The sequence below is a fragment of the Lysinibacillus sp. BNK-21 genome, from assembly GCF_048684915.1.
GTDB classification, from domain to species: Bacteria; Bacillota; Bacilli; order Bacillales_A; family Planococcaceae; genus Lysinibacillus; species Lysinibacillus capsici.
Genome location: NZ_JBLQTS010000001.1, coordinates 1,015,900 through 1,029,794 on the forward strand (window position 1 = coordinate 1,015,900; position 13,895 = coordinate 1,029,794).

General features: G+C 36.0%; 12 protein-coding genes. 7 read left to right on the plus strand and 5 right to left on the minus strand.

From position 1 onward, the window contains the following. Positions 1-8 precede the first annotated feature (8 nt). The gene (locus ACMGGO_RS05115; RefSeq protein WP_279495764.1) at positions 9-812 is read right to left on the minus strand and encodes a cobalamin-binding protein; all 804 of its coding nucleotides are present in this window, start codon (positions 810-812) and stop codon (positions 9-11) included. A 139-nt stretch (positions 813-951) separates the two neighbouring features. After that, a complete protein-coding gene (locus ACMGGO_RS05120) occupies positions 952-2,157 on the minus strand; it encodes an iron-containing alcohol dehydrogenase (RefSeq protein ID WP_004226138.1) in 1,206 nt (401 codons plus the stop codon). 530 nt (positions 2,158-2,687) lie between these two features. Between ACMGGO_RS05120 and ACMGGO_RS05125 the strand changes: the two genes are divergently transcribed. Then, positions 2,688-3,236, plus strand: a complete 549-nt coding sequence (locus ACMGGO_RS05125; protein ID WP_328013000.1) for a MarR family winged helix-turn-helix transcriptional regulator — start codon at positions 2,688-2,690, stop codon at positions 3,234-3,236. Between the two features lie 90 nt (positions 3,237-3,326). Continuing rightward, on the plus strand, positions 3,327-4,523 hold the full coding sequence (locus ACMGGO_RS05130) for an MFS transporter (RefSeq protein WP_374806090.1): 1,197 nt from the start codon (positions 3,327-3,329) through the stop codon (positions 4,521-4,523). A 71-nt stretch (positions 4,524-4,594) separates the two neighbouring features. Here ACMGGO_RS05130 and rpsD read toward each other — a convergent pair whose 3' ends face one another. Further along, a complete protein-coding gene (rpsD, locus tag ACMGGO_RS05135; RefSeq protein WP_016991579.1) occupies positions 4,595-5,197 on the minus strand; it encodes a 30S ribosomal protein S4 in 603 nt (200 codons plus the stop codon). Positions 5,198-5,770: 573 nt separating this feature from the next. Here rpsD and ACMGGO_RS05140 point away from each other — a divergent pair. Beyond that, entirely contained in the window at positions 5,771-7,549 is a 1,779-nt protein-coding gene (locus ACMGGO_RS05140) for a sensor domain-containing diguanylate cyclase (RefSeq protein ID WP_231595662.1), read from the plus strand. Between the two features lie 88 nt (positions 7,550-7,637). Here the strand turns inward: ACMGGO_RS05140 and ACMGGO_RS05145 are convergent, their stop codons facing one another. Beyond that, the gene (locus ACMGGO_RS05145; RefSeq protein WP_112116341.1) at positions 7,638-8,117 is read right to left on the minus strand and encodes a GAF domain-containing protein; all 480 of its coding nucleotides are present in this window, start codon (positions 8,115-8,117) and stop codon (positions 7,638-7,640) included. A 25-nt stretch (positions 8,118-8,142) separates the two neighbouring features. Beyond that, positions 8,143-8,937, minus strand: a complete 795-nt coding sequence (gene hisJ / locus ACMGGO_RS05150; RefSeq protein ID WP_048393531.1) for a histidinol-phosphatase HisJ — start codon at positions 8,935-8,937, stop codon at positions 8,143-8,145. A 163-nt stretch (positions 8,938-9,100) separates the two neighbouring features. On the opposite strand from hisJ, the gene ezrA reads away from it, so the two are divergent. The 4 genes from ezrA to thiI all read left to right on the plus strand — a co-directional run bounded on the left by ezrA (position 9,101) and on the right by thiI (position 13,825). Then, positions 9,101-10,801, plus strand: coding sequence for a septation ring formation regulator EzrA (ezrA, locus tag ACMGGO_RS05155; RefSeq protein ID WP_054549944.1), 1,701 nt, complete (start codon positions 9,101-9,103; stop codon positions 10,799-10,801). Positions 10,802-10,890: 89 nt separating this feature from the next. Then, entirely contained in the window at positions 10,891-11,358 is a 468-nt protein-coding gene (locus ACMGGO_RS05160) for a GNAT family N-acetyltransferase (protein ID WP_048393534.1), read from the plus strand. Positions 11,359-11,464: 106 nt separating this feature from the next. Further along, the gene (locus ACMGGO_RS05165) at positions 11,465-12,616 is read left to right on the plus strand and encodes a cysteine desulfurase family protein (RefSeq protein ID WP_420281638.1); all 1,152 of its coding nucleotides are present in this window, start codon (positions 11,465-11,467) and stop codon (positions 12,614-12,616) included. Beyond that, complete coding sequence (gene thiI, locus ACMGGO_RS05170; RefSeq protein ID WP_048393538.1) at positions 12,617-13,825, plus strand: tRNA uracil 4-sulfurtransferase ThiI; 1,209 nt, start codon at positions 12,617-12,619, stop codon at positions 13,823-13,825. The last annotated feature ends 70 nt before the right edge of the window (positions 13,826-13,895 follow it).

Sequence of the window (13,895 nt, forward strand, 5' to 3'; positions counted from 1 at the left end):
TTTTTTCATCATAAGAAACTTGGAGGTTTTATTTGTTCATATTCTTTAGGATGCAGTATTTTTCCAAGCTTTATAGCACCTTCAATAAGTCGTGGAGAAGGGCGACAATACAGCCATTCTTCCATTACATGGAGCTGTTCCGATTGAATGGCATGTAACTCTTTGGCATATGGACGTTTTAATAAATTAGCAGGTTGGATACGCTCAAATGCGACACCAACCCAAGCCATCATGATATAGTCAGGCTGGCGTTTAACAACATCTGTCCAATCTGTTTGAACACTAGCAAGCTCAACATCTTGAAATAGATTTATGCCACCAGCAAGAGCGCTTATTTCTGTTAGCCAATTTATTTTCCCAGGAGTGAAGATAGGGTTCGGCCACCATTCCCAATACAGGGTAGGTTTCTTCGGAATTGTTTGTGCAATGGAATACATTTTTTCGATGGAATGCATGTACTCTTCAGCAATTGTCTTTGCTTGTTCCTCCACTTGACAAGCTTTCCCGAGTGTCAGAAGATCTTGCGCAATTTCTTCTAATGAGTTTGCATTAAAAATAATATGAGGAATATTTCTTTCTTTTAGTGCCTCAATGTTTTTTTCCATACCAGGTACACTCAAGGAAGCCAGAACAAGATCAGGCTGTAATGCCTCTAATGCCTCCATGTTAATTGATAAATCAGGCCCAAGCTGTGGTAGATCTTTAACCGATGATGGCCAATCAGAATAATCATCAACTCCAACGAGCTGGTCTGACAGCCCTAAATAGGCGACTAATTCTGTATTGCTAGGACAAATTGAAATTAAACGCATATTATTTTCTCCTATTCTTTTTAAGAAAAGTATAACGAGAGTTCCCGTGATAGACAATGTGTGTGTATCGAGTCCATAAAAAAGTGGAGAAAACATTTGTTTTCTCCATCCTTTGTATAGGCTTATAGGAAACCGTCGATTAAGAAAGGGCAACTGCCTCGAGTGACTCTTCTTTTTTCACAATAGGACCCATTGCATTTGTGATGATTTGTTTGATATCCTCTAGTGTTGCTTTACGAGGGTTCGTCTCAGCACACACATCTAATAATGCATTTTTTGCTAAGATCTCAATATCCTCATCTTTTGCACCTAATTCACGGAAGCCGCTAGGAATATTTAAATCTTGTGATAACTTCTCAATAGCTGTAATAGCCTTTTCAGCCGCATCTCGCTTACTTAAACCTTCTACATTTTCTCCTAATAATTCAGCGATACGAGCAAAGCGCTCTGTACGTGCTGTGACATTAAATCGACAAACATGTGGCAATAAAATAGCGTTGCACACGCCATGTGGTAGGTTATAGAAACCGCCCAATTGATGAGCAATTGCATGAACATAGCCAAGTGATGCATTATTAAAGGCCATTCCCGCTAAAAATTGTGCATATACCATTTGTTCACGCGCTTCTATATCAGCTCCATTTGCATAGGCACGTGGTAGATATTCAGGAATTAGCTGAAGAACCTTTTCAGCACATGCGTCCGTGATTGGTGTAGCATTCGTAGAAACGAATGATTCAATAGCATGTGTTAGTGCATCAACCCCAGTAGCTGCCGTAAGAGCAGGAGGTAAACCAATCATTAATTCAGGATCGTTTATAGAAAGTAACGGTGTCACATGCTTATCAACAATGGCCATTTTTACTTTGCGTGCTGTATCTGTGATAATAGTGAAACGAGTCATTTCACTGGCAGTACCAGCAGTTGTATTAATTGCAATTAATGGCACAAGTGGATTTTGTGATTTATCAACGCCTTCATAATCATGAATGCGTCCACCATTCGAAGCAATAAGTCCGATACCTTTTGCTGCATCGTGTGCGCTGCCTCCTCCAAGAGAAACAATAGAATCACAGTTTTCCGCATGATACACGGAAATGCCATCTTCTATATTTTGATCTGTTGGATTTGGTTCTGCTTTAGGGAAAATTGCTACATCAATTCCAGCAGCTGTAATGATGTTTGCAATTTGTTCTGAGAGACCTAATTTGTGTAGACCCTCATCTGTTACGATTAATGTCTTTTTCACTTCTAAATCATTTAAGCGTTTACCAACTTCTTGAATTGCTCCAGGTCCAAATAAGTTTGTTTTCGGCATAACAAATTGCTTTAGAACGTCTGACATATTTCCAACCCCTTTTAAAAAATTATTATTGCTTGAATGATGGTGAACCACCTTTCGCAATTCATCGTATTCTATTTTTTGTAAAAGTTCAACTCGTATTTTTATTAAAATTGTTAAATTTCTTCATGTTATTATTTTACAAAAAAGTTAAGGTGATGATAGGAGCATTGGAATGTTGTTTTGTTGTAGAATATTGAATTTAAAAAGGTTTTAAAAATATTTTACTATGAAAGTAAAATATATTTTTTGGAAAACAGTTCTATTTTGATGATCTAATGAATAGTAAATAACTGATATTTTGTTTTTATTATAAAGGTAGTGATTATGTTATTTTGAAACTATGTAATTGTTATTTTAAAGTACATAAAATTGCCACAATATAAGAGAAAAAATTATTGTTGGTTATAATAATCTGGGCAATGCGTCTGCGCTAAAAAAGTAGTGCATCATTTTGAAGAAATCAGTGAAAATAAAAATTCTTGCTTTGGATTAAATTTATAGTTAGATAATCTAATTAAAAGGTGATTGTAATGACAAAAAGTAAGAAAACGTACACACATGAAGATGATTTACCTGTATTAGGGGTAGAGCCGTATATTGAACTGATTCAAATGTCTTCTTCAAGTGATACAAATCGAGAAGATGCCAAGCTGGGATTAATGTTGTTATGGTTAAGTGATTATGTGCTGGATGTAGCAGACAATGAGTTAGCTCCTTTTGGCATTACGGAAAGTAAATTAGACTTATTACTATTGCTGACTCTACATGAAGATAGACGAGCGACTCCATCCGCTTTAGCTCAACGATTAGGAATTACGAGAGCATCAGCAACGTCAATGCTTGATTGGCTAGAAAAGAGAAATCTTGTTGTACGGAATCATAGTAAAGAAGATCGGAGGAAGGTCTATGTAAGTTTAACGGATGAAGGTCGTGCTTTTATAACGAAAGTGTTACCGACTTATTGGTCGTCATGTGCTTCTAATTTAATTGATTTGGAGCCTGATGAACGAAAAGTATTTGAGAAGCTAGTGAGTAAATTATTAACATCAATACAAAGAAAATTAAAGGTGGAACGTTAAACTGTAGCTATTTTGGTACAGTTTAATTTTTAAACATTTAATTAGATTATCTAACTATAAGTTAATCGAACTAAAAGGGTGATGTATTTAATGAACATTGTAATTTCAGGAAATCGAGCAAATTATGCTTTAATGACAACTATTTTATCCTGGACAGGTATGGTAGTGATGTCGAGTCTCTATTTAACAATACCTCTGATTAGTGTATTCAGTGATTATTTTCATATTTCATTGACTAAAGCGGGTTTTACATCTAGTGTTTTTTCACTTGGATTTGCACTAGGGTGTTTTTTTTATGGTGTGATATCAGAAAAATATGGTCGTAAAAATATCATTGTATTTGGGCTTTTTTCATTAAGCGTAATAACGTTACTTCTAGGTTTAGTTAATGACTTTTCTTTTATCCTTCTATTGAGAGGATTACAGGGGCTTGCGGCAGCAACATTTTCACCAGTAGCACTTGCCTATACTCTTGAGGTTTTTCCAAATGATCGAAAAGTTGGGGCAGTAGGTTTTATCAGTACGGGATTTCTTGTAGCGGGTATAGTTGGTCAGGTGTTTAGTGGATATGTAAGCGACCATAATCATTGGCACGTCATATTTTATGTACTTGCTGTAGTGTATGTTATGACTGCTTTGTTAGTCGTGTGGATCTTACCGAAGGGAATAATTCAGAATGAAACTAAAAATATATGTGCTCCTCTGAAGAGAATTGGTATTATTTTCACCAATAGAAATTTGATCTTTAGTTATATCATTGCGTTTGCATTATTAATGTCATTTGTCAGTATGTACATTATTTTAGGGGCTTATTTAACGAGTGATTTCTTTGGTATGAAAAGTCAGAACCTTATTTACATTCGTATCTTTGGGGTAGTGGGGATGGTTATGTCACCATTTGCGGGGAAAATAGCAAAGCGTTTTAATGTGCTGTTTGTACTGAAAATGGCCTTAACTCTCGCGATTATTGCACTGACCGCGATGAGCTTTATTTCAACTATAGCTGGTTTAACCATCAGTAGTATTTTATTTGTTGGTGGGATTGCCCTTGCTGTTCCTTCATTAGTAACGCTTGTTAGTCAGTTAGGTTGGAATATGGGAGGGATTGCAGTTTCTATGTACACAGTAATTTTATTTGCTGGAACAAGTGTTGCACCGTTCATATCTGCTTATTTCATACAATTTGGTAGCTTTACTGTAGCCTTCCTCCTACTTGCTACAATACTCGGTACTGGATTAGTTTTTGCGCTAATGATTAAAAGCGGAAAAAACGTAGGTTCTAATTGATTGTTCATAGAAAAAAAGCCCTGAAGCCTTGGTATACAAGGGATTTCAGGGCTTTTATTAGCATCAATTGATTAACGAGAGTAGAACTCTACGATGAATGCTTCGTTGATTTCAGCTGATAATTCAGAACGCTCTGGAAGGCGAGTGAATGTACCTTCTTTTTTGTCAGCATCGAATGTTAAGTAGTCAGGTACGAAGTTGTTTACTTCGATTGCTTCTACTACTACAGCAAGGTTTTGAGATTTTTCACGAAGAGAAATCGTTTGACCTGGTTTTACGCTGTATGATGGGATATCAACGCGTTTGCCATCTACTAAGATGTGACCGTGGTTAACTAATTGACGAGCTCCACGACGAGTACGAGCTAAACCTAAACGGTAAACTAAGTTGTCAAGGCGAGTTTCAAGAAGGATCATGAAGTTTTCACCGTGAACACCTTTCATTTTACCAGCGCGGTTAAATAGAGTACGGAATTGACGTTCGTTCATACCATACATATGACGAAGTTTTTGTTTTTCTTGAAGTTGTAAACCGTATTCTGATAATTTTTTACGTTGGTTTGGACCGTGTTGTCCTGGTGCGTAAGGACGTTTTTCGATTTCTTTACCTGTACCGCTTAGTGAGATACCAAGACGACGTGATAATTTCCAAGATGGACCTGTATAACGAGACATATTGTTGTCTCCTCCTTTAAATTTGGTTTTTTTGTTGTAAAACAAAAACCAGTAGTACCCATTCTTACACGCATTTTATTTTCATGTACTTTCGCCTATGCAGCCGTTAGGTTACACAATACACCATCTAATTTTCATTGCTGATCATCTAAGTAGTTGTACATCAGAAAATAGAGGAATAAAATACAATCATAAGCTTATACCACTGCTGCGTTTATTTTACACAACCTTCATTGTAACTGCTTTGGACAAGGACGTCAATTATTAGCTAGTAAAAAAATATAAAAGAACATAGTAGGAAATTCCTCACTACCTATTTAAAATAATATGGGAATAGTTAATGATACGCTGTGTTATGTAAATTGTAAAAGTAAGGGATAATTACATAGTCAAAATGACACAAATTATGTATAATATATTATAAGTTAATAGTAATTGATTTGGACGTTATATAGAAAAGGTGATTTCATGACAGACCATTTACAAACGCTAAAATATATAAAATCTGATGTTTTGAGCTTTTGGGTGAGTTCTTATGAAGAACAAACTAGTTTTAATGGGTATTTTTGTTCATTGAAACAGTTTCTAAAGAAGCGCTTGAAAATTGATAATGCTGCTTTTCTTAGTTTTGAAGGTAATTCCTTAATCCCAATCGAAGAGATGGCTTCATTAACAATTGAAACAAAGCTAAATGCTGTGTCATGGCTGATGATCGAAGCTAGTTTTTATCAACAAAAAGTAGTGAAAATTCCTTATATATTGAAAGCAAGACAGGCCTATTCAATGATGACAGATATGGTGCTTTTCCAAGCAGAGGGCAAAAATCCCATTGGTATATTACTTGTGGAGGCAACAGAGTCTTGGACAGACTTTATGACCTCGGAGTATGGTGAAGAGTGTATAGAAACACTTTCAAAGGTTCTTCAAATGATTAGAGACAATTTAGATGTCAAAATAAATGAAGACCAATATAGAAAACTATATAACATGACTGACTTATTTCATTCAACAATGGATATTGATTTAATTTTAGAAAATGTATTAAAAAATATACGGGATAATTTTCCTGAGTTTAATGTGGAGCTTATTTTATCGAATGATCAAGATCGACACACGACCATCGATATTAAGCTTTTTGATTATTTATCAGAAAGACCTGCTACAATTGAAGCCTTTGTATCAGGAGAGTTGACGACAGAGCTAGCGAGCGATTTAAATTGTCGGTTGTTAAATGCACCGATTAAGGGTAGGCAAGCTATTTATGGCATCTTGCAAGTAAGTGCACCCACCACTTATCTTTTTTCAACAACCGAAAAAGATTTTGTACGGATGCTGGCACAAGCTTCAGGAAATGCTCTTGAAAATGCAAAGTTATATCATCAATCGCATCGCCTCGTAAGTGATTTACAACTCATCAATGAAACTTCGCATCGTTTAAATATGCGAATTGACATTCATGAAATGTTACTTTTCCTACAAAAGCAGTTACTGAAATCCTTTCAGCCAATGGAAGTATGTTTCGCATTTAAAAAACACGATACATTTGAAATAACAGGTGCAAGTACCTCCCTGTTCCATTCAGAAAACGGTCAAAGTTATATAAAACATGTTGAACAGCACTTTGCTCAAACGAATGATCCACTATTTGTTGCCGATTTCAGCCGTCTAACTCCTAATCAAATTGAGTATCGCTCTATTATGGCGATTCCTATACTTATGGAGGAAAAGATTAATGGTTTTAGTATTGTCTTACATAAAGAGCCATATTTCTTTTCATTCGATAGTTTCAAATTAATGCAATCTTTAATTCACCATTCATCATTAGCCATTGCAAACTCAATTTTACGAACACAGCTTCAGGAAATGGTCGATTTGGATCATTTAACGAAACTGTATGCTCGTAGTTACCTCGATCAGTTTGTAGAAAAATCACTTGAATATGATCAATCTGGTATGTTTTTGTTAATTGATATTGATAATTTTAAACGCATTAATGATACGTATGGTCACCAAGTTGGAGATAAAATTCTTGTTCAGATTGCGGTTCAATTAAAAGAGACTATTGGAAGTCGTGGGATTTGTGCAAGATGGGGTGGAGAAGAAATGTCTGTCTATGTCCCTAACATCGATGAAAAAGAAGCTTTAGAATTAGCATCAACCATTGTGGAAGTCATCCCAAGTACCACAGATCCACAAGTAACCATTTCTGCGGGTCTTATAACATGGGATGAGCGAGATCGACCAGCATTCCAATCTGTGTTTTTACATGCAGATACAGCCTTGTATGAGGCGAAAAACAGCGGGAAAAATCGCTTTTGTACTCACAATGGATCGTTCCAAACGAATTCATAGGATTATAAAGCAAAACGTAAATGGTTGTTTAAATAAATCGCCCTGAAATGACAATATAAAACATTTCAGGGCAATTTTTAATATTGTATTATAAATGGTTAAGGAGTGTTTTAACAAATTCCTCTAGGCCATTACGATCTTCCTCTGAAAAGCGATTCACGATAGGACTATCGATATCTAACACACCAATAATTTCACCTTGCTTCATTAGCGGTATAACAATTTCAGACTGCGATGCAGCATCACAGGCAATATGCCCTGGAAAATCATGTACATCTTTTACAACAACTGTTTCTCTTGTTGCCACAGCTGTACCACAAACACCACGCCCAATAGGAATTCTAACACAGGCAGGAAGACCCTGGAATGGTCCTAACACAAGCTCATTATCCTGGAAGAGATAAAAACCAACCCAGTTAATGTTCGTTAAAAATTGATTTAACAGAGCAGAGGCATTACTTAAATTGGCGATTTGATTTGTTTCGCCAGTTAATAGTGCATCTAATTGTTTTGATAATGTCAGATACTGGTCAGCAATTGATCCTTCGTAATTAATTTGTGTAAACATACTAAGCACCTCGTTTAAAAGTTATTTATATTGGTAATATAACATTATAGTGTTGATGTAAATCTTCTGCGCAATGTGCATCTGAACCAAATACATATGGTAGTTTAATAGTTTGACTATAATTGATAAGGGCAAATGGTGGATAAGGCTCCTGACAATATTGTTTACTTAAACCAGCACTATTTAAATCTAATTCATAGCCCGCGAATTTCATGCTGTCTAATACTTCTTTGATACGTGGGGTGTCATTGATTTTTTCGTTGTGCGCTAGTTGGAATTTATGAATAAGTGATGGATGCCCAATCCGTTTCGGTTTGTATGGTCCAAGATCTGCTCTAATCGATTGTAGGACAGTATCATAATATAAATCATATAGCAGTTCAACAGAGCCAACTTTTTTTGAAAAATCAATAAAGCATTCAGAAGAAAAGTCGATACATACAAAGGTATCTTGCCATTTTAAAAAATGGACTGATAAAATAGCGTCATCTAAAAGATGTCCATAGGTATCAAGGAATTGACGAGTTTCTTGTTCGTAGCCTTGGATGTAGTCAACTTCTAGTCCGATGCGGATACGAATATCTTGTGCATACTGTTGTTGTAGATGTTGCAATTCTTCAATGTAAGACATGAGATCATCAGGATTCATGCCACTATCTTGTTGCGGGGTTGGATCGACAAAACTTTTGGGCAATGGGGCGTGTTCTGTAAATGTTATATCTGTGAAATGTTGAGAAATTGCTTTTTCAATATATTGCTTGAATGAGTCCGTAGTGCCATGTGGACAAAAAGGACTATGTATATGCCCATCACGTTTCATAATTTACCACTCCTTTAGCTCTATAGATACGCTATTTAAATATTTCACAATAGCGAAAATACAGTTTTCTGAAAAACACTTAAATTTTAGTACAAAAGGCGAAAACATAGTATATAATAAATACAACTAGCCAATTCGTTTATTGTAGAATAGGAGGCTTACGATGGAGTATATCATCATTCCGATTATCCTACTATTAATTTTAGCCATAGTAGGATTTATGATGCGAAGAAAACATGTTGCAATTATTGCAAAACTAGAAAATGAAAAATTACAAATACAACATAATCCTATAAATGAAGAAATTTCAAAAGTAAAATCTTTAAACATGAACGGTGAAACGGAAGAAATGTTTGAACGATGGCGCAATACTTGGGATGAAGTCATCGACGTACATATGACTAAAATCGATTCTCTTCTATTTGATGCTGAGGATCAAATTAATCGACTTCGTTTTAAAAGGGCAACTTTAATAGAACGTGAAATTGAAGATTACATTGAGAAATGCGACCAAGATAAAAATAAAATTTTAGAAGAACTGAATGAATTAATTGGCAGCGAAGAAAAAAATCGAATTGAAATCGAACAATTAAAAGAATACTATCGCTCTGCAAGAAAGACATTGCTGGCTCATCAGCATTCATTCGGTGTAGCATTACCTGCATTAGAGAAGAAGCTAGAGACATTTGTTCAAAAATTTGAAGAGTTCGATGTCCTAACGAATGAAGGTAATTATTTGCAAGCGCGAGAAATTGTCATTAGCTTAAATCAAGAATCGCAGCAGACATTCGAATATATTAATGATGTTCCAACCATCTTAACGGAAATTCAAGTGAAGCTACCAGGTGCGGTTCAGGAATTGCGTAATGGTCAGCGTGAAATGGAAGACCAATCTTACTATTTACAGCATTTAGAATTGACAGATGCACTTAATAAATATGAAAAAGAATTCGAGGCATTAAAACTCGAACTTGCAGAGCTGAATTTAAAAGTTGTTAAACCACGTGTGACAGAAATAAATGAAGAAATCGACCATTTTTATGATTTACTTGAAAAAGAGGTTATTGCTAAAAATTATGTAGATCAAAATTGTGATCGTTTATTAAGTTCTATTACCAATGTCATTTCTTCAACAAAATTAGTGAATGACGAGGCAACGTATGTACAGCAAAGTTATCATTTAAATGAAAAAGATGCTGAAATTCCAAAAGCCGCTTTAAAACAATTGGAAGCACTGCAACGTCGCTATGATCTATTAGCTATGCGAGTTAGGGAAGAAAAATCAGCTTATTCTAGCTTACAGGAAGAGTTAATCGAAATTAGTGAAGAGCTTGAACGAATTCACGAAGAACAAGGTCATCTATCGAATACAATGAAGAAACTTCGAATAGATGAAAATAAGGCACGCGCTCAAGTCGAAAACTTAAAGAAAATATTACAGGATACTGATCGTTTATTGAACAAGGCAAATATTCCAGGAATTCCTGAGGAGATGGATGCACGGCTTGATGAGGCAGCAGAGCACATCTATGTTGTCATGCAAAGCTTGCAAGAAGTACCACTTAATATGGGTACTGTTCATAATAATCTAAATGCAGCAACACTCTGTGTAGAGGATGTTAAAGTAAAGGCACATGAGTTAATAGAAAATGTGATGCTCATTGAGCGTATTATTCAGTACGGTAATCGCCATCGCGCATCGAACCCAAAATTGAACGGACGTTTAAGAGAAGCAGAAGAGGCTTTCCATCAATTCCGTTATGCAAAGGCTTTAGAAGAAGCAGGTACAGCAGTGGAAGAAATGGAGCCAGGTGCCTTAAAGCGTATTCAAGAAATGGTTGCCGAAGAATTCATAGCAAAATAATTCAAATAACATTTTGAGCTGTCTAAAAAGTATAGCGATTACTTTTTAGACAGCTTTCTATTTATGCTTAGATTAGGATGTGATTCAGTATGAAATTGTCAATCAAAGAAATGAATGAACATTTCGCAAGTGAAATTTTACAATGGCAATATGTAGCACCTTACGATTTTTACAATAATGAATTATCGGGTGAAAATGTACAAGAAATGCTTGATAATCCTTACTTTGCGATCTTTAATAATCATAGTGAATTAATTGGCTATTATTGTACAGGTAAAGCAGCCCAAGTGCCAAAAGGGCAAGGTTTTGGGGCGTATGAAGAGTACTGTATAGATATTGGAATTGGGTTGAAGCCAAATCTAACGGGTCAAGGATTAGGAACGGCATTTTTTTCGTTTATTGTTCAAACAGTTCAAGAAGAATATCAGCTGCCATTACGTTTAACAGTTGCACTATTTAATAAGAGAGCAATCCATCTTTATGAAAAATTTGGTTTTCTTAAAGCAATTGAATTTAGTACACCAACAGAGTTTGTCACGATGGTGAAAAAAATGTAGGATATCAATTAAAATTTAAATAATTGTTAAAGTTAGTGGTCAATCGCCAAAGATTGCGTTATGATAAATACCGTTAAATCAACGTTTTGAAAGTGTGTGAAAAGTTATGGTTAATACAATTTATTTGGATAATAGTGCAACAACGAAGCCTTTAAAAGAGGTTATGCAGGCTTTTATGGTTGTAAATGAGCAGTATTATGCCAACCCTGCTTCCATCCATGCTATGGGTGTTGAAGCAAATGATTTATTAATACGTGCGCGTGAGCAAGTAGCAGATATTTTGCAGACAGAGGCAAAAAATGTGCTATTTACTTCAGGTGGTACAGAATCAAATAATGCAGCTATTTTTGGCATAGCACGTAGTAATACGCATATAGGAAAGCATATTTTAACGACTGAAATTGAACATCCATCAGTGCTAGAAACAATGAAACAACTTGAAAAAGAGGGCTTTGATGTTGAATATCTTCGTGTCGATCGAAGAGGTGTGATTTCTCTAGATGAGCTTCGTACTAAAATACGAAAAGAAACAATTTTAGTTAGCATCATGCATGTGAATAATGAAATGGGTGCAATTCAGCCTATTAAGGAAGCAGCAAAAATGATTCATGAAATGAGTCGTGCTGCCTTCCATGTTGATGCTGTGCAAAGCTTTGGGAAATTAGCAATATCCTTTAAAGAAGAAGGACCTGACTGTATTTCTATCTCTGGTCATAAAATTCATGGCTTTAAAGGCTCAGGAGTGTTAGCATTCCGTAAACCTATAAGATGGCAGCCCTTTGCTCTTGGTGGAGGTCAGGAATTTGGTATGCGTAGTGGTACTGTAGCAGTTCCGCAAGCTGTTGCTTTAGCGAAAGCGGCTCGACTTGCTGTTGAAACAATGAACGAACGCTCAAATAAATACCGTCAATGGCACGATGAAATCCGAACTCAGCTAGAAAGTTATGGCGAAGCAGTCCATGTTTTATCAACCCCACAGGGAGCTGCGCATATTGTGTCATTTAGTGTTCGTGATTTAAAAGGGGAAGTCATTATTAATGCTATGCAAAAACGTGGTGTCATTGTGTCGACATCAAGTGCATGTTCTTCCAAGCAAACGAAAACAAGTCATGTCGTCGAGGCGCTTCACCTTGATGAGCATTATAAAAAAGGCGTGATTCGCCTTAGCTTTGGCGCACATAACACAATAGAAGATATAGAAAACTTTAAACAAGTACTAGCAGAAGTAATGTTGGAACTCAAAGGAGAAAATAAGTAAATGATTTGGAAAGAAATTTTAATTAGATATGGTGAGCTTTCTACAAAAGGTCGCAACAAAATGGATTTTATCCGCCGTTTACGTGAAAATATTCGTCATGCCTTTGCAGATTTAGGACAACTGCATATTCGCACAGAACGTGACCGTATGTTTATTGCCATAGAAGACGAAGCGCAAATGCAAATGCTAATTACAGGTTTACCTAAAATTTTTGGTATTCAATCATTTAGCCCTGTCGCTGCATGCGAAAAAGATATGGACAGTATGAAAAAGCTCGCTATCACTATTATGGAGACATTTAAAGATGAGCCACATACATTTAAAGTAGAGGTAAAACGTACTGATAAAACATTTCCTTTAGAATCTCATGCTATCCAACGTGAGATCGGTGGCTATGTTTTACCACAATTTCAAAATTTATCTGTTAAAGTGAAGCAGCCTGATATTGAGCTACGTGTAGAAGTTCGCCATGATGCAACTTATATGATGGCACAAGTCATTCCTGGTGCAGGTGGAATGCCTGTAGGATCAAATGGCAAGTCTTTATTAATGCTATCTGGCGGTATTGATAGCCCTGTCGCGGGTTATTTAATGATGAAGCGTGGTGTGCGATTAGAGGCAATTCACTTCTTTAGTCCACCTTATACAAGCCAAAATTCATTGGAAAAAGTTAAAGTGCTTGCCAATGAATTAACAAAATTTGGTGCTAGTATTCGTTTGCATGTCATTCCTTTTACTGAAATACAAGTTCTTATTAAAGAAAAAGTACCTTCTAATGTATCGATGACGACAACACGCCGAATGATGTTGAAGGTTGCTGATCAGGTGCGTGAGGAAATTGGTGCACTTGCTATTGTAACGGGCGAAAGTCTTGGACAAGTGGCGAGTCAAACGCTTGAAAGTTTAACAGCAATAAACGCAGTAACAAATACACCTATCCTTCGTCCGCTGATTTCAACTGATAAATTAGAGATTATTGATATTGCAGAAAAAATCGGCACATACGAAACATCTATTCAGCCATTTGAAGATTGCTGCACGATTTTTACACCAGCAAGTCCAAAAACAAAACCGAAGCTTGAAAAGGTTGAGCATTATGAAAGCTTCTCTGACTTTGATGAATTGATCGAGCGAGCAGTGAAGAATCGCGAGGTCTATATTTTCCCTAAGAAAGAAGAACAACAAGATAAATTTGCAGATCTACTATAAGGATTCAAAAGCCGTCTCAAAGCCCATTTTGAGACGGCTTTTTTGTATGGATATTGTTATTCCAATAGAG

Bases quoted from the DNA above. Each gene is read 5' to 3' on its own strand.
- ACMGGO_RS05125 (WP_328013000.1), top strand. From the start codon at position 2,688: ATGACAAAAAGTAAGAAAACGTACACACATGAAGATGATTTACCTGTA.
- rpsD (WP_016991579.1), bottom strand. From the start codon at position 5,197: ATGTCTCGTTATACAGGTCCATCTTGGAAATTATCACGTCGTCTTGGT.
- ACMGGO_RS05145 (WP_112116341.1), bottom strand. From the start codon at position 8,117: ATGTTTACACAAATTAATTACGAAGGATCAATTGCTGACCAGTATCTG.
- ACMGGO_RS05120 (WP_004226138.1), bottom strand. From the start codon at position 2,157: ATGTCAGACGTTCTAAAGCAATTTGTTATGCCGAAAACAAACTTATTT.
- ACMGGO_RS05160 (WP_048393534.1), top strand. From the start codon at position 10,891: ATGAAATTGTCAATCAAAGAAATGAATGAACATTTCGCAAGTGAAATT.
- ACMGGO_RS05130 (WP_374806090.1), top strand. From the start codon at position 3,327: ATGAACATTGTAATTTCAGGAAATCGAGCAAATTATGCTTTAATGACA.
- thiI (WP_048393538.1), top strand. From the start codon at position 12,617: ATGATTTGGAAAGAAATTTTAATTAGATATGGTGAGCTTTCTACAAAA.
- ACMGGO_RS05165 (WP_420281638.1), top strand. From the start codon at position 11,465: ATGGTTAATACAATTTATTTGGATAATAGTGCAACAACGAAGCCTTTA.
- hisJ (WP_048393531.1), bottom strand. From the start codon at position 8,937: ATGAAACGTGATGGGCATATACATAGTCCTTTTTGTCCACATGGCACT.
- ezrA (WP_054549944.1), top strand. From the start codon at position 9,101: ATGGAGTATATCATCATTCCGATTATCCTACTATTAATTTTAGCCATA.
- ACMGGO_RS05115 (WP_279495764.1), bottom strand. From the start codon at position 812: ATGCGTTTAATTTCAATTTGTCCTAGCAATACAGAATTAGTCGCCTAT.